17 protein-coding genes are annotated in these 21,214 nt (G+C 71.9%); 9 read left to right on the top strand and 8 right to left on the bottom strand.

Features of this window, described 5'->3' with window-relative positions; translation table 11 throughout:
- Positions 1 to 326 precede the first annotated feature (326 nt).
- Complete coding sequence (gene panB, locus ACZ6B8_RS00510; RefSeq protein WP_471074940.1) at positions 327 to 1,208, bottom strand: 3-methyl-2-oxobutanoate hydroxymethyltransferase; 882 nt, start codon at positions 1,206 to 1,208, stop codon at positions 327 to 329.
- 215 nt (positions 1,209 to 1,423) lie between these two features.
- On the opposite strand from panB, the gene ACZ6B8_RS00505 reads away from it, so the two are divergent.
- The 4 genes from ACZ6B8_RS00505 (at position 1,424) to ACZ6B8_RS00490 (ending at position 6,292) form a co-directional block, all read left to right on the top strand.
- The gene (locus ACZ6B8_RS00505; protein ID WP_471074942.1) at positions 1,424 to 3,028 is read left to right on the top strand and encodes an MFS transporter; all 1,605 of its coding nucleotides are present in this window, start codon (positions 1,424 to 1,426) and stop codon (positions 3,026 to 3,028) included.
- Positions 3,029 to 3,123: 95 nt separating this feature from the next.
- Positions 3,124 to 3,720 carry a TetR/AcrR family transcriptional regulator gene (locus tag ACZ6B8_RS00500; RefSeq protein ID WP_471076440.1) on the top strand — a complete coding sequence of 199 codons (597 nt, stop codon included), beginning with the start codon at positions 3,124 to 3,126 and terminating at the stop codon, positions 3,718 to 3,720.
- A gap of 210 nt (positions 3,721 to 3,930) precedes the next feature.
- On the top strand, positions 3,931 to 4,959 hold the full coding sequence (locus tag ACZ6B8_RS00495; RefSeq protein WP_471074944.1) for an endonuclease/exonuclease/phosphatase family protein: 1,029 nt from the start codon (positions 3,931 to 3,933) through the stop codon (positions 4,957 to 4,959).
- A 118-nt stretch (positions 4,960 to 5,077) separates the two neighbouring features.
- Complete coding sequence (locus ACZ6B8_RS00490) at positions 5,078 to 6,292, top strand: MFS transporter (RefSeq protein ID WP_471605834.1); 1,215 nt, start codon at positions 5,078 to 5,080, stop codon at positions 6,290 to 6,292.
- Between the two features lie 68 nt (positions 6,293 to 6,360).
- Here ACZ6B8_RS00490 and ACZ6B8_RS00485 read toward each other — a convergent pair whose 3' ends face one another.
- The 3 genes from ACZ6B8_RS00485 to ACZ6B8_RS00475 form a co-directional block, all read right to left on the bottom strand.
- Positions 6,361 to 8,121, bottom strand: a complete 1,761-nt coding sequence (locus tag ACZ6B8_RS00485; protein ID WP_471605833.1) for an NAD+ synthase — start codon at positions 8,119 to 8,121, stop codon at positions 6,361 to 6,363.
- A 205-nt stretch (positions 8,122 to 8,326) separates the two neighbouring features.
- Entirely contained in the window at positions 8,327 to 10,009 is a 1,683-nt protein-coding gene (locus tag ACZ6B8_RS00480; RefSeq protein WP_471606433.1) for a multicopper oxidase family protein, read from the bottom strand.
- A gap of 154 nt (positions 10,010 to 10,163) precedes the next feature.
- A complete protein-coding gene (locus ACZ6B8_RS00475) occupies positions 10,164 to 10,670 on the bottom strand; it encodes a hypothetical protein (RefSeq protein ID WP_471605832.1) in 507 nt (168 codons plus the stop codon).
- A 70-nt stretch (positions 10,671 to 10,740) separates the two neighbouring features.
- Between ACZ6B8_RS00475 and ACZ6B8_RS00470 the strand changes: the two genes are divergently transcribed.
- The 4 genes from ACZ6B8_RS00470 to ACZ6B8_RS00455 all read left to right on the top strand — a co-directional run bounded on the left by ACZ6B8_RS00470 (position 10,741) and on the right by ACZ6B8_RS00455 (position 14,944).
- Complete coding sequence (locus tag ACZ6B8_RS00470) at positions 10,741 to 12,216, top strand: APC family permease (RefSeq protein ID WP_471605831.1); 1,476 nt, start codon at positions 10,741 to 10,743, stop codon at positions 12,214 to 12,216.
- A 70-nt stretch (positions 12,217 to 12,286) separates the two neighbouring features.
- Complete coding sequence (locus ACZ6B8_RS00465; RefSeq protein WP_471605830.1) at positions 12,287 to 13,063, top strand: DUF998 domain-containing protein; 777 nt, start codon at positions 12,287 to 12,289, stop codon at positions 13,061 to 13,063.
- A complete protein-coding gene (locus ACZ6B8_RS00460; RefSeq protein ID WP_471605829.1) occupies positions 13,060 to 13,917 on the top strand; it encodes an alpha/beta fold hydrolase in 858 nt (285 codons plus the stop codon). Before ACZ6B8_RS00465 ends, ACZ6B8_RS00460 begins: the two co-directional genes overlap by 4 nt.
- Before the next feature lie 91 nt (positions 13,918 to 14,008).
- A complete protein-coding gene (locus tag ACZ6B8_RS00455; RefSeq protein WP_471605828.1) occupies positions 14,009 to 14,944 on the top strand; it encodes an alpha/beta hydrolase family protein in 936 nt (311 codons plus the stop codon).
- 47 nt (positions 14,945 to 14,991) lie between these two features.
- Here ACZ6B8_RS00455 and ACZ6B8_RS00450 read toward each other — a convergent pair whose 3' ends face one another.
- The 4 genes from ACZ6B8_RS00450 to ACZ6B8_RS00435 all read right to left on the bottom strand — a co-directional run bounded on the left by ACZ6B8_RS00450 (position 14,992) and on the right by ACZ6B8_RS00435 (position 19,606).
- Positions 14,992 to 16,044, bottom strand: coding sequence for a LacI family DNA-binding transcriptional regulator (locus ACZ6B8_RS00450; RefSeq protein ID WP_471605827.1), 1,053 nt, complete (start codon positions 16,042 to 16,044; stop codon positions 14,992 to 14,994).
- Positions 16,045 to 16,153: 109 nt separating this feature from the next.
- Complete coding sequence (locus ACZ6B8_RS00445; protein WP_471605826.1) at positions 16,154 to 17,806, bottom strand: extracellular solute-binding protein; 1,653 nt, start codon at positions 17,804 to 17,806, stop codon at positions 16,154 to 16,156.
- Between the two features lie 52 nt (positions 17,807 to 17,858).
- The gene (locus tag ACZ6B8_RS00440; RefSeq protein ID WP_471606432.1) at positions 17,859 to 18,722 is read right to left on the bottom strand and encodes a carbohydrate ABC transporter permease; all 864 of its coding nucleotides are present in this window, start codon (positions 18,720 to 18,722) and stop codon (positions 17,859 to 17,861) included.
- A 29-nt stretch (positions 18,723 to 18,751) separates the two neighbouring features.
- Positions 18,752 to 19,606 carry an ABC transporter permease gene (locus ACZ6B8_RS00435; RefSeq protein ID WP_471076450.1) on the bottom strand — a complete coding sequence of 285 codons (855 nt, stop codon included), beginning with the start codon at positions 19,604 to 19,606 and terminating at the stop codon, positions 18,752 to 18,754.
- A 371-nt stretch (positions 19,607 to 19,977) separates the two neighbouring features.
- Between ACZ6B8_RS00435 and ACZ6B8_RS00430 the strand changes: the two genes are divergently transcribed.
- Positions 19,978 to 20,952, top strand: a complete 975-nt coding sequence (locus ACZ6B8_RS00430) for a hydroxyacid dehydrogenase (RefSeq protein ID WP_471076453.1) — start codon at positions 19,978 to 19,980, stop codon at positions 20,950 to 20,952.
- Positions 20,953 to 21,214: the final 262 nt, after the last annotated feature.

Raw genomic sequence — 21,214 nt, 5'->3', positions numbered from 1 at the left:
ACCCGGCACCGCCTGGTGCGGGTAGGGGCTTCCGCCGCTTCGCGCGGACGTATCCCCGCCCACCCGCCCGTTTGCCCGGCACCGGCAGACGAGGGCAGGGGCTCCTACGGTCCCGCGCGGTGCGGGGCAAACGGCTGGGTGGGCGGGAGGAAATCCGCCGCGAAGCGGCGGGACAGAGCGCACCGTGCGGCCGCACCCGCCCCGAACCGCCCGCGCGCGGAAAACGGAAAGCGGACAGCCCGTCGACGGGGGAAATCGACGGGCTGCCGTGGTGCCGCGATGGTCAATGGGGGGGCGGCCACCGATTCCGGTCCGCCCCCACGGTCTCAGTGCACCGCGTGCTCCGGCGCCGGGAACGCCCCGCCCACCACGTCCTCCGCGAACGCCTTCGCCGCGCCGGACATCACGCCCCGCAGATCGGCGTACTGCTTCACGAAGCGCGGCATCCTGCCGCCGGTCAGGCCGAGCATGTCCGTCCAGACCAGGACCTGCGCGTCGCACGCCGCGCCCGCGCCGATCCCGACGGTCGGGATGTGCAGGGAGCGGGTGACCTCGGCCGCCAGCTCCTCGGGGACCAGTTCGAGGACGACCGCGAACGCGCCCGCGTCCTGCGCCGCCTTGGCGTCGTTCAGGAGCCGGTGCGCCGCCTCGTCGCCGCGGCCCTGCACGCGGTAGCCCATGGTGTTCACGGACTGCGGCGTCAGGCCGAGGTGGGACATGACGGGGATGCCGGACTGGACCAGCAACTCGGTCTGGGCCAGGGAGCGTTCGCCGCCCTCCAGCTTGACCGCGCCGACGCCCGCCTCCTTCACCAGCCGGGTCGCCGACCGCAGTGCCTGCACGGCGCCCTCCTGGTAGGAGCCGAACGGCAGGTCGCCGACGATCAGGGCGCGGCTGGTGCCGCGTACGACCGCGGCCGACAGCATGGTCATCTCGTCGAGGGTGACGGGCACGGTCGTCTCGTACCCGAGGTGGCAGTTGCCCGCCGAGTCGCCGACGAGCATGACGGGGATGCCCGCCTCGTCGAAGACGGACGCGGTCATCGCGTCGTAGGCGGTGAGCATGGGCCACTTCTCGCCGCGTTCCTTGGCGGCGGTGATGTCGCGCACAGTGATGCGCCGAGTGCCCTTGCCGCCGTACAGCGCCTTGCTGCTGTCGGGGCTCCGCCGGGCGTCGGCGGTCGTCTGGGCAGCCGAAAGCTGCGTCATCGCAACGGCTCCTTCTGTCATCTCGAGGCGCCCTGACGGCGTCCCCGGATCACCTCCATGGTGGCACCCCGTGCCGCTCCGGGGCTAGTCCGTCGCCGGTCCTGCTTACGGTCCTCCTTCCGGCCCTCGTCCCGGGCAAAGTCTTTCCCTTCCGCACCCCAAGGCATTTCCAATACGAGACGGTCTCGTATCGAAATGCGTCTACGCTGGACCGCATGTCCTCCCCCGACCCCTCCACCCCCAGCCCCTCCCGGATACCGGAAGCCGTGCACCGGCGCCGGTGGGCGATCCTCGGGGTGCTGATGCTCAGCCTGCTGATCGTGGTGCTCGACAACTCGATCCTGAACGTCGCCATCAAGACGATCTCCACCCCCGAACCCACCGGCCTCGGGGCCACCCAGAGCGAGCTGGAATGGGCGATCAACGCCTACACGCTCGTCTTCGCGGGTCTGCTCTTCACCGCGGGACTCCTCGGCGACCGGCTCGGTCGCAAGAAGGTCCTGCTCGCCGGGCTCGTCGTCTTCGGCCTCGGCTCGGCGCTCGCCGCGGAGTCCGGCTCGCCCGCCGAGCTCATCGCGTTCCGCGCGATCATGGGCCTGGGCGCGGCCTTCGTGATGCCCGCCACCCTCGCCGTCCTGATGAACGTCTTCGAGCGCGACGAGCAGCCCAAGGCCATCGGCATCTGGGCGGGCGGCGTCGGCCTCGCCATCGCGATCGGGCCCATCACCGGCGGCGTGCTGCTCGACCACTTCTGGTGGGGCTCGGTCTTCCTCGTCAACGTGCCCATCGTGATCATCGCCCTGGCGCTGATGATCTGGCTCGTGCCGGACTCCCGCGACCCCCACCCCGGCCGCATCGACCTCTTCGGCGTCGCGCTCTCCGTCGTCGGCCTGGTGCTGCTCGTCTACGGCATCATCAAGGGCGGCCAGCTCGCCGACTTCACCGACCCGGCCGTCCTCGGGACCGTCATCGCGGGCGTCGTCGTGCTCGCGGCCTTCGTGCTCCACGAGAAGCGCAGCGACCACCCCTCGATCGACATCAAGTACTTCAAGAACCGGGTCTTCTCGGCGGCGATCTGCGCCATAGCGCTGGTCTTCTTCGCCCTCATGGGCGTGACCTTCTTCTCGGTCTTCTACACCCAGAGCGTGCGCGGCTACTCGCCGCTGGAGACCGGTCTGCTGATGCTGCCGCTGGCCGTCGCCCAGCTCATCTTCGCCCCGCGCGCCCGCCTCGTCGTCGACCGCTTCGGCGTCCGGGCGGTGACCACCGGGGGACTGCTCCTGGTGGCGGCGATGCTGACGGCCTTCACGCTCTTCGAGACCGACACGCCGATCTGGCTCCTGGAAGTCGTCTTCTTCCTGATGGGCACCGGCATGGCGCACATCATGACGCCCACCAGCGTCGTGATCATGCAGGCCCTGCCGCGCGAGAAGGCGGGCTCCGCCTCCGCGCTCAGCAACACCTTCCGCCAGGTCGGCGGCGCCCTCGGCATCGCGGTGCTCGGCTCCGTGCTCTCCACGGCGTACCGCAGCGGCGTCGAGGACAAGCTGAGCGTGCTGCCCGCCGGGCTCCGGCACACCGCGGGCGAGTCCATCGAGGCGACCCTCGGCGTCGCCGCGAAACTCGGCCCCAAGGGCGAGCCCCTGGTGAGCGCCGCCAACGACTCGTTCCTGCACGCCATGCACGTCACGGCGGTGTGGGGCGCGGGCGTCGCCGTGATCGGCGCGCTGATCGTCTTCCTCTTCCTGCCGGGGCGCCCGCCCCGCGAGGAGGGGCCGGAGCAGGAGAAGGCCGAACCGGTGGGCGCCACCGGGCGCTGAGGGAGAATCGGCCCGGCAGCCGGCGCGAATGAGGGAGTGACGACGTGGTCCACAAGGGCGTGCGGGTCGCGGAGCAGGGCGACACCGCCAAGGGGGTGCCCGCCGCCCGGGCCGCCCGGGGCAGGCCCCGGAGCGAGGCCGTGGAACAGGCGATCATCGAGGGCGTGGTGCGCCTCCTGGAGGACGGCGTGCCGCTCCCCGAGCTCTCCATCGAGCGCATCGCCCGCACGGCCGGCGTCGGCAAGGCCACCATCTACCGGCGCTGGGACGGCCGGGAGTCCCTCTTCGTCGACGTGCTGCGCGCCTTCGAGGAGCCCGACCCCGAGCTGCCGGGAACCTCGATGCGCGACGACCTCGTCCGCATCCTGGAGAGCCTGCGCAGGCGTGGCCTGAACCTGCGCTCCTCGGCGCTCCTGCACAACGTCTTCGCCCAGATGAAGGCCCTGCCCAAGCTCGCGGAGGCTTACCAGGAGACGGTCGTCGCGCCCCGCCGCCGCATGATCCTCGACGTGCTGCGGCGGGGCGTCGCCAATGGCGAAATGCGGGCCGACATCGACGTGGAGACCGCCAACGACCTGTTCGTGGGCCCCATGCTGGTGCGCACGATCCTGCGGCCCGGCGCGCCGCTCGACGACCATCTGGCGGAGCGGATAGTCGACTCCGTCCTGGCCGGGCTGCGTCCCCCGGGCTGAGGCGCGGACGCCCGGCGGCGGCCGGTCGCGGTTGTGCGCGTTTCGTCACAGAGGGCGCTCTCGCCCGCTGATCCGGAACCCGCCGCGCCGCCCTGTTCGTCCGAGAGCCTGTACGGCCGTCGTGGACGGCAGGGACGACACCCGATCATCGCCTAGGGTTTCAGGGGCGGGACAGACGGTGTGCACGGCAGGCAGTGAGGCGACGAGAGCATGGCGCAGGCGTATATGACGGAGACCGGCAGCGACGGCTCGGGTCCCGACCGTCCGGGGTCCCGACTGCGCCGCCTGCTCGACGGCTGGCGGAACGACCCGGGCATCTGGCGGCGCGGGCTGGTCACGGCGGGAGCCGCGGTCCTGCTCGCCCTGGTGATGCTCTTCCACGCGCAGATCCCCAACAACGTGGGCAACCTCGGCAGCCTGACCGAGACCTTCCTGCCCTGGCTCGGGTTTCTCATCCCGGTGCTGCTCGTCATCGCGGTGGTGCGCAAGTCCGCCACCGCGCTGATCGCCCTGCTCCTTCCGCTGATCATCTGGATCAATTCGTTCGGCGGCCTGATCACCGGCAAGTCCGCCACCGGCGGCGACCTGACCGTGGCCACGCACAACGTGAACGCGGACAACCCCGACCCGACCGGCACCGCCCAGGACGTCGTCGCCTCCGGCGCGGACGTGATCGCCCTGGAGGAGCTCACCGCGTCGGCCGTCCCGACGTACGAGAAGGCCCTGGCGGGCGAGTACAAGTACCACGCGGTGAAGGGCACCGTCGGCCTCTGGAGCAAGTACCCGCTGAGCGACACCCGGCCCGTCGACATCAAGCTGGGCTGGGTCCGCGCGATGCGCACCACGGTCGACACGCCCAAGGGCCGGGTCGCCGTCTTCGTCGCGCACCTGCCGTCGGTGCGGGTGAAGCTCGACGCGGGCTTCACCGCCAACCAGCGCGACAACAGCGCCGACGCGCTCGGCGAGGCCATCGGCGACGAGAAGCTCGGCAAGGTCATCCTCCTCGGCGACCTCAACGGCACGATGAACGACCGCGCGCTGAACGGCGTGACCTCGCAGATGCGCTCCACGCAGGGCGCGGCGGGCGACGGCTTCGGCTTCAGCTGGCCGGCGTCGTTCCCGATGGCGCGCATCGACCAGATCATGGTCAAGGGCGTCGAGCCGGTCTCCTCCTGGACGCTGCCGGAGACGGGCAGCGACCATCTGCCGATCGCGGCCCGGGTCGACCTCTCCTCGTGAGTCCGCTTCCGTAGTGGCTCCACGGAATACTCGGCACGGGTGAGTTTGTTCCGTACGTGAACTTACGGATGTCCCGCTCTCCGTACACCCCCCTGTTCTCCGTGGAAGGTACTTCTTCATGCCCCTGGCCCTGCTCGCCCTCGCCGTGGGCGCCTTCGGCATCGGCACGACCGAGTTCGTGATGATGGGCCTGCTGCCCAACGTCGCCGACGACCTGCACATATCCATCCCCACCGCCGGTCACCTGGTCTCCGCGTACGCGCTGGGCGTGGTCATCGGCGCCCCGCTGCTCGCCGCCGTCAGCGCACGCCTCCCGCGCCGCCGCGTCCTCATCGGCCTGATGGTGCTCTTCGTCGTCGGCAACGCGCTGTCCGCGGCCGCCCCCGACTACCACCTCCTGATGGCCGCGCGCTTCCTCAGCGGGCTGCCGCACGGCGCCTTCTTCGGCGTCGGCGCGGTCGTCGCCACCGGACTCGTCGGGCCGGAGCGCAAGGCCCGCTCGGTCTCCCTGATGTTCCTCGGCCTGACCGTCGCCAACATCGTGGGCGTCCCGGTGGCCACGGCCATGGGGCAGCAGCTCGGCTGGCGCGCCACGTTCCTCGCGGTGAGCGCCATCGGGCTCGCGGCCATCGCCGCGCTCGCCCTGCTGGTGCCCGCGGACCACGGGCACGGCGACGCGGTCGGCCTGCGCGGCGAGCTGCGGGCGCTGCGCAGCGCCCCGGTGTGGCTGGCGCTCGGCACCACGGTCGCGGGCTTCGGCGCGCTCTTCTCCGCGTACAGCTACATCACGCCGATGCTGACCGACGCGGCGGGCTACGCCGAGTCCAGCGTCACCCTGCTCCTCGCGCTGTTCGGCGTGGGCGCGACGGCGGGCAACCTGCTGGGCGGGCGCCTCGCCGACCACTCCCTGCGCGGCACGCTCTTCGGCGGCCTGATCTCGCTCGCCGTGGTCCTGGCCTTCTTCCCGCTGCTCATGGGCGCGGGGTGGAGCGCGGCGGTCGGCGTCGTGCTGCTCGGCATGGCGGCGTTCACCACGGGCTCGCCGCTCCAGCTCATGGTCATGGAGAAGGCCTCGGCGGCCCCCTCGCTGGCCTCGTCCGCCAACCAGGGCGCGTTCAACCTCGCCAACGCCGGTGGCGCCTGGATCGGCGGCCTCGCCCTCGCGGCGGGCTTCGGCGTGACGTCGCCGGCGGTGACCGGCGCCCTCCTCGCGGTCCTCGGCCTCGCGGTGGCGGGCCTGGCGTACGCGGTGGACCTGCGGAGGGGGCCCGTGCCGGGTGCGGAGCGCGTGGTGGCCTCATCGTCGGAGCGGCGCCAGCCGGCCCACCACTGACATCGACGCCCCTACAGCCCCGTGCGGTGCGGGGCAAACGGGTGGGCGGCTCGGAAAGCCGCCCACCCTCAGCCGGAGGCGGACTCGCGCCAGCGGTTGGTGATCGGCAGACGGCGGTCCTTGCCGAAGCCCTTCGGGGAGATCTTCGTCCCCGGCGGGTACTGGCGCCGCTTGTACTCGGCCGTGTCCACCATCCGCAACGTCCTGGTGACGAGCTCCCGGTCGTGGCCCGCGGCCACGATCGCGTCGGCGCCCTGGTCGCGGTCGACGTAGAGCTCCAGGATCGCGTCCAGGACCGGGTAGTCGGGGAGCGAGTCCGTGTCGACCTGGTCGGGGCGGAGCTCGGCGCTCGGCGGCTTGCTGATGGAGTTCTCCGGGATCGGCGGCGTCTGCCCCCGCTCCTGGGCCGCGCGGTTGCGCCACTTCGCGAGCCGGAAGACCGCCGACTTGTAGACGTCCTTGATCGGGCCGTACGCGCCGACGGAGTCGCCGTACAGCGTCGAGTACCCCACCGCGAGCTCGGACTTGTTGCCCGGCGCGAGCACGATGTGCCCCTCCTGGTTGGAGAGCGCCATCAGCAGGGTGCCGCGCAGCCGCGACTGCAGGTTCTCCTCGGCGAGGCCGGTGAGTCCGAGCGAGCCCATGTACGCGTCGAACATCGGCGCGATCGGCACGGTGCGGAAGTTCAGGCCCGTGCGCCGGGCCAGCTCCTCCGCGTCGCTGATGGAGTGCTCGGAGGAGTAGCGGGACGGCATGGCGACGCCGTACACGTGCCGCGCGCCGAGCGCGTCGCACGCGATGGCGGCGGTGAGCGCCGAGTCGATGCCGCCGGACAGGCCGATCAGGACGCTGCTGAATCCGTTCTTCACGGCGTACGCGCGCAGCCCCACGACCAGCGCCGAGTACACCTCCTCCGCGTCGTCGAGCCGCTCGGCGTACCCGCCGGTGAGCTCCGCGCCGTACGCGGGCAGCGGCGCGTCGGACACGGTGACGTGCTCGATGCGCAGCCCGTCGTCGACGACCCCGGCGGGCGGCTCGGGCGCGGCGGCCGGCAGCTCCAGGTCGAGCACGACGCACCCCTCGGAGAACTGCGGGGCCCGCGCGACGACTTCGCCGTCCTTGTCGACGACGATCGAGTCGCCGTCGAAGACCAGCTCGTCCTGCCCGCCGGTCATCGCGAGGTACGCGGTGGTGCAGCCGGCCTCCTGGGCCCGCTTGCGGACGAGCTCGAGCCGCTGGTCGTCCTTGTTCTGCTCGTACGGCGAGGCGTTGATGGAGAGCAGCAGCCCCGCCCCGGCGCTGCGGGCCGCCGGGACCCGGCCGCCGTCCTGCCAGAGGTCCTCGCAGATGGCGAGCGCGACGTCCACGCCGTGCACCCGCAGTACCGGCAGCGTCTCGCCCGGCACGAAGTAGCGGAACTCGTCGAAGACGCCGTAGTTGGGGAGGTGGTGCTTGGAGTAGGTCAGGACGGCCTCGCCGCGGTGCAGGACGGCTCCCGCGTTGCGCGGGGCGCCGGCCGGCTGGCCGAACTTCGGTTTGGCCTCCTCGGTGCGGTCGAGGTAGCCGACGACGACCGGCACCTCCCCGAACCCCTCGTCCCGCAGCCGCCCGGCGAGCGCGCGCAGCGCCTGCCGCGAGGCGTGGACGAAGGACGAACGCAGGGCGAGGTCCTCGACGGGGTAGCCGGTCAGCGCCATCTCGGGGAACGCGACGAGATGCGCCCCCTGCTCGGCGGAGTGCCGGGTCCAGCGGACGATCGCCTCGGCGTTCCCGGTGAGATCGCCGACGGTCGAGTCGATCTGATTCAGAGCGAGGCGTAGTTGAGGCACGCGGCCAGTGTAATCGTCAGAGCGACACTATGCCTGACGGGACGGTGGCGGGGCGGCTGAACGGGGGCCTTGTGAGGTCCGGGGAGGGGGTGGGCCGCGCGAGGTCCGCCGCGGGGGTCCGGATGCCCGCGCCGGGGCTGTCCCGCCTGGCCGGCCGGTGCGGGGGCGCCACGCGCCGTGTGCCCCCGCACCGGCCGGCCGGGGGCTACCCGCGGTAGCCGAGCACCGTCATCATGCCTGCCTCCGCGTGGTAGACGTTGTGGCAGTGGATCATCCACTGGCCCGGATTGTCCGCGTCGAAGTCCACCGACAGGGTGCCGTTCGGCAGGATGATCGCGGTGTCCTTGCGGGGCCCGTCCGCCGCCCCGGCCAGAGCGAAGGTGTGGCCGTGCAGATGGACGGGGTGCCACATCGTCGTCGCGTTGGTGAAGGTGAGGCGGACCTGCTCGCCCGCGCGGACGGGGTGGCGCCGGTCGGGGGAGTAGGGCTTCCCGTCGAACGCCCAGTCGTACGCGGCCACGCCGCCCGTCAGCCGGAGCCTGATCGTGCGGTCGGGCCGGCGGGCGGGGAGGGCGACCGAGGCGTGCGCCCGGAGTTTGTCCGCCGTCAGGAGCCGGCCCCGCAGCTCGGCGGGGCGGGTCGACGCCGTGGGCGCGCGGCCGCCGCCCGTGCGCAGCACCGCGAGCGCCACCGCCTTCTTGCCCTCGGCCGACGCGATCAGTGGGAAGACGCCGTCCTCGGCGGTGACCAGGACGTCGTACCGCTCGCCCATGCCGAGCAGCAGCGCGTCCGTCGTCGCGTGCCGCACGGGGGAGCCGTCCGTGTGCGTCACCGTCATCTCGTGGCCGCCCAGCGCCACGCGGTAGGCCGTGTCGCCGCCGGCGTTGATGACGCGCAGCCGGATGCGGTCGCCGGGGCGGGCGCGGAACTGTGAAGGCGCCGTCGCCGTACGGCCGTTGATCAGGTGGTGCGGATGGGCGACGTCGCCCGCGTCACCGCCCAGCAGCTCGCTCCGGGCGCCCATCATCATCCGGGAGGGCCCGGCCGGCCCCGACGGACGGGACGGCGCGGGCGAACCGGGGGAGGGCGCGGTCCGCCGGGACATGTTCGACATGCCGTGGCCGCCGCCGTGGCCGCCGTGACCTCCCCCGTGCCCGCCGCCCATGTCATGGCCCGGCATGCCGCCGCTGAGCTCCGCGAGGACGCCGTCCGGGGTCGAACCGGCCACCCCGTCGACCCAGTCGTCCAGGACGACCACCCACTCCTTGTCGTACCGCAGCGGTTCCCTCGGGTCCTCGACGATCAACGGGGCGTACAGGCCGCGGTCCTGCTGGGTGCCGGAGTGCGGATGGAACCAGTACGTCCCCGGGTGCGGCACCGCGAAGCGGTAGGTGAAGTCCGCGCCGGGGGCGATGCTCTTCTGGGTGAGGCCGGGGACGCCGTCCATGTCGTTGCGCAGGGCGATGCCGTGCCAGTGCAGGGAGGTGGCCTGGGGGAGGTGGTTGGCGAGGGTGAGGGCGAGGGTGTCGCCCGCGGTGACACGGACCTCCCTGCCGGGGAGCCGGTCCCCGTACGCCCAGCTCCTGACCTCGGGGCCGCCCAGGTCGAGCCCCGTCTCCACGGCCGTCAGCCGCACCTCGTGGACCCGGCCGCCCCGGTCGCGCCTCTTCTCGGCCGCCGCGACCTCCGGGCCCGCGGGGTCCACATAGCCCTCGGGGCCGGGCGCGCCGCCCCGGCCGTGGTGCCCGCCGGAGCCGCCGGCCGGGCCGGAGTCGGAACAGGCCGTCAGGAGCCCGGCCCCGGCGGCGGCCGCCGCGGCGCCGAGCAGGGCGCGGCGTGCGGGGGTGTGCGGAGCGCGGGTGGCTTCTTCGCCGCGCGGAACTGGCATGAAGGGCGGAACTGGCATGGCTGGTGACACCTCGTCGTGGTGGTGCGTGCGGACGGACGCATCTGCTGCTCCCGGTGCACCGCTCGACGCCCGCGGGCTCCCGTCGGGACCCCACGAACTTCCGCGGGCAGCACGGAGCAGCCGGTGCGCGGGCCTAAATGCGCAGCACCGACAGGTGGGCGAGGAGTATGCGCGGCGGCGGGTCGGGCCGCAGGGCGTGCCGGATCCGCCGGGGCGCGGGCAACTGGGCGAACGTTCCACCCGGGCGCAACAGCCCGGCCCGTACGAGCAGGAGGAGCGTGAAGGCGCCGAGCACCGCCAGACACACGGACAGCGGATCCATGGTCATTCCGCCGTGCGGCGCGGGGTCGGACGCGGCCGTCACCGTGACCGGGCCGCCGCGCTCACCGAGGTCACTGAGGCCCTGACGGTCACCGAGGTGGACGCCGCCCGCGTCGTGCCCGGCGGCGGAGGCGACGTCGTGCGCGGCGGGTGCCGCACCCCCGTGCCGCCCCATCGGCATCGGCGAACCGGCCGCAGGGGGAGCACCCTCGTGACCGCCCGAGGGATGCCCCAGCGTATGCATCGTCACGATCCCGAAGAGCAGCGCGGCGAGCAGCAGCAACTGCCCGTACCCCGTGCGGCTCCGCGTCCTCGCCATGCGGCGAACCCTACCCCCAGTGGGTATCCGGCGACATGCGGGCCCCCGGCACTCCGACGATCATGAGCGCATGACGAGTCAGGACGAACCGGTGCGAATCCGTGAAGGGACCCTCCCGGAGCCGGACCCTGCCGTCCCGCGGCAGTTCATCTCCTGGCTGACGCTCGCCCTCATGACCACCGCCTCCGTGGCGAGCCTGCGCCCGTCGCCCTCGATGGCCATCTACGGCCTCGCGGCGGTCTTCCTCTACCTGCTGCCCGCCGTGGCCTTCCTGCTGCCCACCGCGCTCGTCGGCGCCGAACTCGCCTCCGGGTGGTCCGGCGGCATCTACCGCTGGGTGAGCGAGGCGCTGGGCAGGCCGCTCGGGTTCGTCGCCGTGTGGTGCCAGTTCGCCATGACCATCGCGTACTACCCGAGCCTGCTCGCCTACGTCGCCTCCACGTTCGCCTACGTCATCCATCCGGACCTCGCCGAGAACGGCCCCTACGTGGCGCTCGTCATCGTCGTCATCTACTGGACGGGCGTCTGGATCACCTGCCGCGGGACCAGAACCGTCGCCGGTCTCTCCTCCCTCGGTCTCGTCATCGGCACCCTCGTCCCCGGCGTCGTCCTCGTCGTCCTCGGGCTCCTCTTCCTGGGGCAGGGCAATCCGTCCGCGGCCCCCATGGACACCGGCCACTGGCTGCCCCCGTGGACCGGCCTCGCCAGCCTGGTCCTCATCGTCAACAACTTCCTCTCCTACGCGGGCATGGAGATGAACGGCGTCCATGTGTCGTCGCTGCGCCACCCGCGCTCCGAGTACCCGCGCTCGATCTTCCTCGCCACCGGCCTCGTCCTGCTGATCTTCATCCTTCCGGCCCTGGCCATCAGCTGGGTCATGCCGTCCGAGGAGCTCAGCCTCACCGCCGGCCTGATGCAGGCCTTCCAGGCCTTCTTCGACCACTTCCACGTCGGCTGGCTGACGAAGGTCGTCGGCGTCATGCTCGTGATGGCCGCGCTCGGCGGCATGCTGACCTGGCTCGCCGGGCCCGCCAAGGGGCTGGTGACGCTGGCGCGGCAGGAGGGCTATCTGCCGCCCGTCCTGCAGAAGTTCAACAAGGCGGGCGTCCCCCGGAACATCATGGTCGCGCAGGGTGTCGTGACGACCCTGATCGGCGTCCTCTACGCCTTCAGCTCCGACGTCTCCAGTGCCTACTGGATGTTCTCGGTCATCACCGTGCAGATCTACCTCATCGCGTACCTGCTGATGTTCGTGGCCGTCGTACGGCTGCGGAAGGAGCAGCCGGAGGTGCCGCGCGGCTTCGTGGTGCCCGCCGTGACCGCTGTCGCCGGCGTCGGCTTCGTCGCCTCGCTCATCGCGCTGGCCATCGGCTTCGTGCCGCCCGACCAGTTCGGCGAGGGGCCCCTGTGGCGCTACCTGCTGATCGTCGGCGGCGGCCTCCTCGCGCTCGGCGTCCTGGCCCCCGCGGCCTTCCTCACGTACCGGAAACCCAGCTGGATCCACCCCGAACATCGGTCGGCACATGCGCCTGAAAAGTATCTCTGACCCGTTCTCCGCCCCGGCCTCCCCGACGGCCTCCTCCCCGGTCTCCCCTTCGACGACGGCAGCCGCGCCCATGGCCCCACAGCAACCGTGGCGAGCGGGGCGGGGGCGAGGGCTGCCGCGCGGCCCGCGTCCCGCCCCGGCCCCCGCGCTCGTCCTCGCCGCCCTGCTCCTGGCCGGCGCCCTCGCCTACAGCACCTGGCTCACCGAGACGTTCCTGCCGACGGGGCTCTCGCCGCGCACCTCGTACGTCAGTGAACTCGCCGCAGCCGACCAGCCGTACGGGGCCTTCTACCGCGGCGCGGACCTCCTGGCGGGGCTCCTGGTCCTCGCGGCGGCGCTCGGCGCGCTGAAGTGGCTCCCGCGCGCGGGGCGGTGGTCCGCGGCGGGCTGGGCCGCCCTCGCGCTGTTCGGCGCCGCCACCGCGGCCGACTCGCGGCTGCCGCTGAGCTGTCCGCCGACCGCCGACGCCGGCTGCGTCGCGCGGGAGGGGGCGGGCGCCGTCCCGTGGACCCACTCCGCGCACGTGGTCAGCAGCGGCCTCGCGGTCACGGTGGCGCTGGCCGCCATGGTGCTGCTCACGGTGGCCGCGCGGCGGGGCGGGGGCACCTCGTCCGCGCGGTGCGCGCTGGCCCGTCTCGGCCCGGGTGTCGTCGTGCTCGAACTGGCCGCCACGTGCTGGACGCTGACGTCCGTCGCGGCGTTCGAGGCGGGGTGGGGGACCTGGGGGCTCGGGATCGGGCAGCGGCTCCAGGTGCTGTGCATCGCGGTGTGGCTGGTGGTCCTTGCGTGGTCGGTGCTGACGGCGGCCGTCGCGGAGGAGCCCTCTTCGGGAGCGCGGCGGGAGTGACCTTCGTACGCGTCGGGGGAGTGCCGCACCACGTGGAGGTGGTGGGGAGCGGGCCGGTGTGCGTGCTGAGCGTGGGGCTGGGGCTCGGCTGGTTCGACTGGGACCCGGTGGTCGAGCTGCTGGCCCCGCACCGGACGGTGGTCCGCTTCGACCGGCCGGGCCTGGGACTCAGCGGGCACGCGCGCGTGGCGCCCACGTTGCGGGGCGAGACGGAACGGATCCTGGCGGTCCTTGACGGGGTGCTCGACGGGGCCGGGCGCGGCGGGGAGCGGGCGACGGTGGTCGGGCACTCGCTCGCCGGGTTCCACGCGGAGGCGTTCGCGCGGTGGTACCCGGGGCGTACGGCGGGGCTGGTGCTGGTGGACTCCAGTGTGGCGCCCGGTGGGTCGCCGGGACGGCTGAGGAGACGCGTCTCGCGGATGCGTCTCCCGCGCGGGGTGCGGGTGGCGGGCACGCGCGCGTGCGGGACGTTTCTGGGGGCGGTGGGGGTGCCGCGTGCGGTGGGGCCCACCCTGCGCCGGCTGGCGGCGCCGACGCCGTGGGCGTGGCTGTACGGGAGCAGCCGGGTGTGGCGGGCGGCGCTCATGGAGTACATGACATACGGGGACGTGGCGCGGGAGCTCGCGGCGCTGCGGAAGAGGGCACCCTTGCCCGGCGGGGCACCGGTGACGGTGCTTGCCGCGGACGCGGACGCGGGGGGCCGGCGGGCGGAACGCTGGGTGGACCTCCAGAAGGGGCTGGCCCGGGACCTTGGGGGAAGGTTCCTGCTGGTGAGGCCTTCGGGGCACCTCGTGATGCGGGACCGTCCCGCGGACGTCGCGGCGGCGGTGCTCGGCGCGAGTGGTTCCCGCTGAGCGTTGCGTCGCGTCCGGAAGGCTCTGTTCCGGACGAGCGGGCTTCCGGATCGGCCGGACGAGGTCCGCCCAGAACCATGAGACTGAGCTCATGAGAAGCGGGAGAGCGCGGGACGTCACGTTCGCCAACGGGGCGATAGAGCTGGCCGGTTCACTGCGCGTGCCGGCCGAGGCCGAGCCGAGCGGTGGCGTGGTGCTGGTCGGCGGGTCCGGGCCGACCGACCGGGACAACGGCACGTACTTCCCGCCGATCCAGCGGCACCTCGTAGACGCCGGATTCGCCGTGCTCTCGTACGACAAACGGGGTGTCGGCCGGTCATCCGGTGACTGGCGCTCGGCGACCATCGACGATCTGGCGGCCGACGCGGGCGCCGCGCTGGACTTCCTCCGCGCGCGGCCCGAGGTCCGGCCCCGAGGTGCGGGGCTCTTCGGGCACAGCGAGGGCGGCTGGGTCGCTCTGCGTGCCTCTGCGGAGCGGGACGACTTGCCGTGGGTGGTCACCAACAGCTGCCCGGGTGTGAGCCCCGCCGAGCAGGAACGCCACGCCCTCGCCAACCACCTGAAAGGCCTGCACGGCGACGGGCACCCCGCGGTCCGCAGCACCCTGGCCCTGTACGACCAGCTGACGGAAGCAGGCCGACGCGACGCCGACTTCGCCACGGCGCAACGCCTCGTCGACGACGCGGGAGCGCCGCCCGGACTGGCCGCCTACTGGGGCGACGTGGACGCACGCCTGTGGTCCTTCCTGAAGCGGAAGCAGGACCACGACCCGGCCCCGGACCTGCTCCGGCTGCGCTGCCCGCAGCTGGCCCTGTTCGGTGGTGCGGATCCGATGGTCCCGGTCGCCGCCAGCGTCCGTGTCTTCGCCGAGGCCGCCTGCCACCCGGCCCGCCTTCACCGTGCCCCCCTGACCGTGGAGGTGCTCCCGGGCGGCGACCACCGTCTGCAGGCAGGGGACTCGGCCGCGCTCGTGCCCGGATACCTCGACAAGGTGAGCCGATGGCTCGCACACCACGCCCAGCCGTAGGCCCGGACCTGAGGACCAGGCCCGCGCGCCCCCCACGTCATGTCATGTCACGTCGCGGGCGCGGCCCTGCGTACGCTCTCCCTGATCACGATGTGCGTCCCCAGCACGTGGCGTTCCTGGCCCGTCCTCGTCGTGCCCGCCAGGGCGCGGCGTACCGCCGTGCGGCCCATCTCCTCGGCGGGGATGTGCACGGTCGTCAGACCGGGCGTGATGTCCGCCGCGACCGGGTCGTCGTTGTAGCCGACCACCGACATGTCCTCGGGGACCCGCATCCCGTACTCCCGCAGCGCGATGATCGCCGCCGCCGCGGCGCGGTCGTCGCCCGCGAAGACCGCCGTGAACCCCGGCTTCCCGTCCGCCGCGGCGAGGAGTTCCCGCATCGCCCGGTAGCCGTGGTTCTGACCGAAGCCGGTGCCGTGCAGGACCGCCTCGGACCGGGGCACCCCGTGGTCGTCCAGGGCCCTGAGGAAGCCGGCGAGACGGTCCTCGCCGGTCGTGTTGCCCGGCTCGTAGCCGAGCAGCGCGATCCTGCGGTGGCCCGCGCCCAGCAGATGGCTGGTGACGGCGTGGGCGCCCGCCTCGTTGTCGTACTCGACGACCAGCGCCGGCATGTCGGGCGTCGGCGCCGGGCGTCCGCAGAGCACGAGCCGGGAGCCCGCCGCGGCGAGCGCCTCCGCGTAACGGGCCATCCGCCGCCGGTACTCGTCGTCCTGGACGGCGCCGCCCACCAGCATCACGGCCTCCGCGGCCTGTTCCCGCATCATCTGCACCAGCGCGAGCTCCCGCGCCGGATCACTGCCCGTGGACGCGACCAGCGTGAGCCGGCCCCGCTGCGCGGCCTCCACCTCCACGCCCTGCGCGACCTGCGCGTAGAACGCCCCCACCACGTCGTACATGAGCACCGCGATCGTCTTGCGGCCCGCGCCCGCCAGCGCGCGCGCGTGCGCGTTGGCGACGTAGTCGAGATCCTTGACCGCGCGCAGCACCTTGGCGCGCGACGCCGTGGACGTCGGGTAGTTGCCCGCGAGGACCCGCGAGACGGTCGCTACCGAGACGCCCGCGCGTGCGGCCACCTCGCGGATGGTGACCCGCTCACCCACTGTGTCTCCCTGGCCTGAACACCGACCGGCGGCCAACCCGCCGGTCCCGGGGCGGAGTTGCCCTCACGGCAGCCCGCCCCGGACCATCATCGCGCGCCCGGCCCCCGGGTCAGTGCGCGGCCTCGTACTCCGCGAGGAACTCCTCCGCGGCCCGCTTGCCGCCCTGCGACCGCCACTTCGCGTAGACGCCGTCCCAGTCGGAGAGCTTCTTGCGGCCGGAGACGATCGCCGTCACGCCGTCCTCGATGACCTGCTGCATCGTGGCGCCCTGCCGGTTGTACGTCTCCGACATCAGGCCCCAGTGGTCGTCCGGCACGAGGAGCGGGACGACCTTCTTCTCCCACGCGTGCAGCCGCTTCGTGAGGTCGGGGAAGCCGGGGAAGTACAGCGGCTGCGGCGCGTCCATCAGATAGGGGAAGGGCAGATTGGTCTTGGAGTCGATCAGGCCGGCCGCGGTGGCGACCGGGTCGCCGTCCTTGTTGTACGTGAAGTGGGTGCCCTCGACGCCGTAGTGCATCAGCTCGTACTCCTTCGAACCGAAGGGAGAGGCGAGCCAGTTGAGCAACCGCAGCATCAGCTGGACGCGGTCCTTGGAGGCCTTCTTGATGACGGTGTAGCCGAAGCAGCCGCGGTTTTGCTGGTAGACCGGCGTGCTGCCGTCGACGGTGTACGGCTCGGCGACATCCAGGGTGAACTCGTCCTTGATGCCTTGGGCGTTGGAGATGACGGCGCCCCAGCCGTCGGTCATCGAGCGGACGGTGCCGTTGTAGAACTGGGTCTTGAGGTCGACCTGGGAGATGGAAGTCGCGTCGGGGTTGTACGAGCCGTCCTTGCGCAGCGCGGCCATGTACTCAAGGGCCGCCTTGAACGCATCGGTGCCGTACATGTCGGTGGCCTTGCCGTTCTTGATCTGCCACTGGTTCGGCGCGCCGTGCCACATCGCGTGGTAGAGGTAGCCGTAGAACCCGACGGTGGACGCGCCGAGCGCGGACTTCTTGCTCCGCGAGGCCTCCTTGGCCATCGTCCGGAAGTCGGGCGCGGACATGCCCGGCCGGTACCCGGCGTCGTCGAACGCCTCGCGGTTGACGAACATCGCGCCCTGCACCTTGGCGCGCTCGATCGGCAGCCCGTAGATGCGGCCGGCGATGCGGCCCATGCCCTCCCACGCGTACGTGGGGATGTTGGCAAGGTTGGGGTAGTCCTTCACCGCGTCGCCCGACAAGTGGTCGCTCAGGTCGGCGCACCGCGCCTTCACGAACTGCGACTCGCGCGGGAGGACGTACCCGCCGCCGAAGTTGATCATGTCGGGCAGGTCGTCGCCGGACATCAGCGTCGACATCTTCGCGCGGAAGTCCGCGTCCGGCACGACGGTGAACTCGACCTCGACGCCCAGGGCCTCGTTGACGGCCTGCCAGTACTTGTTGCGGCCGACCGGCTTCGGCGGGGTGCCGTAGGTGATGGTCATGACCCGGATCTTCTGCTTGCCGGTGCCCGGCTTCTCGGCCGACGACCGCACCAGCTTCTCCGGGTACTTCGTGTACCCGGGCTGCACGCCCTCGGTGGTCGGGGCGAGGTCGGGGGCGGGCCCCTCGGCCGGTACGTACGCCGGCCAGGGCGTCACCTTCTTGCCCGCGTTGGAGACGTTGCCGCCGCCGCTGGAGTCGGTGGAGCAGGCGGTCAGGACGGACGGGGCGGCGAGCGCGGCGCCGCCGACGGCTATGGAGCGGAGCAGCGTGCGCCGCGACATCGAGGAACCGGACACGTGAAGGAGCCCTTCTGGACGACGATTCGAGAGATCAGCTCTTGTTGCGGGATCAGCTCTTGATGGCGCCGGTGAGCACACCCTTGGTGAAGTACTTCTGCAGGAAGGGGTAGACGAGCAGGATCGGCACGGTCGCGATCACCAGGACGGCCATCTGCGTCGTCTGCGGGGCGGAGACCATGCCGGCCTCGCTCAGGCCGGTGTCGGCGATCTGGGAGCCGCCGATGACGTACGTGCGCAGGACCTGCGAGAGGGGCCAGTGGCCGGACTCCATGTAGATCGAGGCATGGAACCAGGCGTTCCAGTAGCTCACCGCGTAGAAGAGGGAGACCACGGCGAGCGCCGCCTTCGAGAGCGGCAGCACGACGCGCCACAGGATGACCCAGTCACCGGCGCCGTCGAGCCGCGCCGCCTCGTAGAGCTCCTCGGGTATCCCCTGGAAGAAGCCGCGCAGCACGATCAGGTTGAAGACGTTGATCAGCACCGGGGCTATCAGGGCCGCATAGGTGTCCATCATCCCCATGCCCTTGACCAGCAGGAACGCCGGGATCATGCCGGGCGGGAAGAGGAACGTGAAGAGGATGAGCAGCAGCACCGGCTTGCCGCCGAAGACGCCGGGGCGGGCCAGGGCGTACGCGAGGAAGGTGGTGCACGCCAGCGAGAAGAGGGTGCCCACGACGGTGAGCCCGACGCTGACGCCGAGCGCCTTGGTGACGATGCCGCCGTCGAGGATGGTGCGGTACGCGCGCAGGGTCGGATCGCCCGGCCACAGCACCCAGCCGCCGTTGTCCACGACCTCCCGGTTGGAGGCGAGCGACGTCGAGACGATGACGAGGAACGGGATCAGTACGAGCGCGAGGACGACCGTCACCGCGACCGCCTTGGCGGCCCGGGTGGCGAACCGCGGCTTCTCCATCCAGGCGGGCCTCAGGACCTGACCGGTACTCACTTGTAGACCCCCTGTTCGCCGAGCCGGTGGGCGATCCGGTTGGCGGTGAAGACGAGCGCCGCGCCGACGACGCCCTTGAACAGACCGGCGGCCGCCGCGTATCCGGTGTCGCCGCCGACGATGCCCTGCCAGAAGACGAAGGTGTCGAGGACCTCGCCGACCTCCGGGCCCACCGACTGCCGCTGGAGCAGCATCTGTTCGAAGCCGACGGAGAGGATGTCGCCGAGCCGCATGATCAGCAGCAGGATGATGATGGGCCGGATGCTGGGCAGCGTGACGTGCCAGAAGCGCCGCCAGGGCCCGGCCCCGTCGATGGCCGAGGCCTCGTAGAGCTGCTCGTCGACCTGCATGAGCGCGGCGAGGAAGATGATCGTCCCCCAGCCGGCGTCCTTCCAGATCACCTCGATGACGACGAGCGGCTTGTACGCGTCCGGATTGCCGATGAGGTCGACGGTGTGCAGCCCCGAGTCGCTCAGGAACGTGTTCAACAACCCTGTGTCACTCAGTACTTGCTGGAAGAGCGCGACCACGACGACCCACGACAGGAAGTGCGGCAGATAGATCACGGACTGCGTGAAGCGGCGCAGCAGGTCCGAGCTCAGGCTGTGCAGGAGCAGCGCGAGGGCGAGCGGCGCGGGGAAGAAGAACACCAGCTGGAGCACGGCGATGAGCAGGGTGTTCCAGGTGGCGTGCCAGAAGTCCGGGTCGCCGAACATCCGCGAGAAGTTCTCGGTGCCCACCCAGGGGCTGGCCCACAGGCCGTCGAAGGGGACGTACTCCTTGAACGCCACCGCGTTGGCGACGAAGGCGCCGTAGTGGAAGACCAGGAAGTACACGAGCCCCGGCACCATGAGCAGCACCAGGACACGGGTGCGCTGAAACCGTTTCCACAGCTCACCGCGCCCTGATTTCACCCCACTTGACCCGCTCTCGCGCCTGCCGGGCGGCTTCACCGCCTCGGTTTCCGCCCGTTCCTTCGTCACCGTCGGCACGGCAACCCCTCCGTCGTCGGAATAAGGTGCCCGGAATCTAAAGCGGTTACTGCCGCCGGTCAACCCCCCTTGCCTGCCCCTCTCTTGACCACGATCCCGGATTGGTCCTAGCCTCCAGGCGCTGGTTGGTAACCGGTTACTACGAGGGACGGTCACGCGTGGCAGATCAGGCAGAGCGGACGGATCGACGAGAACGCCCCGGCGGCGCCCCACCGACCGCGACCCTGGCCATGGGTGCGGCGGTGGCGGACCGCGTCTTCCCTCAGGACCTGCGCGAACGCCTCACGCGAGCAGTCGAGTTGACGCGACGGGCCCCCCTCTCGGGCTCGCTCACGACACCGGAAGCCCGAGCGGCCCTCGCCGAGACGGAGATCCTGCTCACGGGTTGGGAGTGCCCGCCCCTGACCTCGGAGGTCCTGGCCCACGCCCCCCGGCTGAGGGCCGTCGTCCACGCCGCGGGCTCGGTCAAGCCGATGGTGACGGACGCGGTCTGGGACCGCGGCATCGTCGTCTCCTCGGCGGCGGACGCCAACGCGGACCCGGTGGTGGCGTTCACGCTCGCGGCGATCACCTTTGCGGCGAAGGGCGCGCTGTCGACGGCGGCCGGCTACCGCGCGGGCTGGCCCCCGTTCACCGAACGCACCGGCGCCGACGCCCGCACGATCGGCGTCATCGGCGCCTCACGCATCGGCCGCAAGGTGATCGCGGCCCTGAAGACGTGGGACGCGAACATCCACATCCTGCTCACGGACCCCTACGTGAGCGAGGCGCAGGCAACGGCACTGGGCGTGGAACGGGTGGACCTCCCGGACTTGTGCCGCCGCAGCACGGTGGTCACCGTCCACGCACCCCAACTCCCCGAAACGGAGAACCTGCTGAGCGAGGAGATGCTCAAACTCATCCCGGACAACGGCACGGTGATCAACACCGCCCGGGGCACCCTCCTGGACACGGAGGCGCTGACGCGCGAGTGCGCGGACGGCCGCCTGGACGCCTTCCTGGACGTCACGCACCCCGAGCCCCTGCCCCCCGACCACCCCTTGCTCCACCTCCCCAACGTCCTGGTCACCCCGCACATCGCGGGCGCACAGGGCAGCGAGGTGCGAAGACTGGGCGAGTACGCGGTCGAGGAGGTCGAACGCTACGTATCCGGAGCGGGCCTGAGGGGCCGCCTGGAACGATCGGAACTCCACCGCCTGGCCTGAGAGTTCGCAAGAAGCCGGACCCCAGGCCCGCACCCGCCCACGCTCGGGAGGGGGCGTGGGGGTATGTGCGCACGGAGCACCGAGCCCGCAATAGCAACATTGTCCGCGAGGCAGCGCCGCAGGGATGGCGAGTACGCACATACCCCCACGGCCCCGCACCCCAAGACGAACCCGCGGCGCAGACGCCCAAGGTGAATCCAAGGCGCAGACCCCCAAGGCGCCCCGCCGGCACAACGCACCGCTCAAGCCCAGCGAACCGCCC

This window comes from Streptomyces sp. NPDC041122 (genome assembly GCF_055592445.1).
Note: the sequence above shows the minus strand (reverse complement) of the source record. Positions and strands in the feature narration are given on the sequence as shown.

Coding starts and splice junctions, on each gene's coding strand:
- ACZ6B8_RS00475 (WP_471605832.1), bottom strand. CDS start 10,670: ATGGCGAGGACGCGGAGCCGCACGGGGTACGGGCAGTTGCTGCTGCTC.
- ACZ6B8_RS00465 (WP_471605830.1), top strand. CDS start 12,287: ATGGCCCCACAGCAACCGTGGCGAGCGGGGCGGGGGCGAGGGCTGCCG.
- ACZ6B8_RS00505 (WP_471074942.1), top strand. CDS start 1,424: ATGTCCTCCCCCGACCCCTCCACCCCCAGCCCCTCCCGGATACCGGAA.
- ACZ6B8_RS00470 (WP_471605831.1), top strand. CDS start 10,741: ATGACGAGTCAGGACGAACCGGTGCGAATCCGTGAAGGGACCCTCCCG.
- ACZ6B8_RS00435 (WP_471076450.1), bottom strand. CDS start 19,606: ATGGTGCCGGGGCTCGTGTACTTCCTGGTCTTCCACTACGGCGCCTTC.
- ACZ6B8_RS00455 (WP_471605828.1), top strand. CDS start 14,009: ATGAGAAGCGGGAGAGCGCGGGACGTCACGTTCGCCAACGGGGCGATA.
- ACZ6B8_RS00490 (WP_471605834.1), top strand. CDS start 5,078: ATGCCCCTGGCCCTGCTCGCCCTCGCCGTGGGCGCCTTCGGCATCGGC.
- ACZ6B8_RS00495 (WP_471074944.1), top strand. CDS start 3,931: ATGGCGCAGGCGTATATGACGGAGACCGGCAGCGACGGCTCGGGTCCC.
- ACZ6B8_RS00440 (WP_471606432.1), bottom strand. CDS start 18,722: ATGGAGAAGCCGCGGTTCGCCACCCGGGCCGCCAAGGCGGTCGCGGTG.
- panB (WP_471074940.1), bottom strand. CDS start 1,208: ATGACGCAGCTTTCGGCTGCCCAGACGACCGCCGACGCCCGGCGGAGC.
- ACZ6B8_RS00480 (WP_471606433.1), bottom strand. CDS start 10,009: ATGCCAGTTCCGCGCGGCGAAGAAGCCACCCGCGCTCCGCACACCCCC.
- ACZ6B8_RS00430 (WP_471076453.1), top strand. CDS start 19,978: ATGGGTGCGGCGGTGGCGGACCGCGTCTTCCCTCAGGACCTGCGCGAA.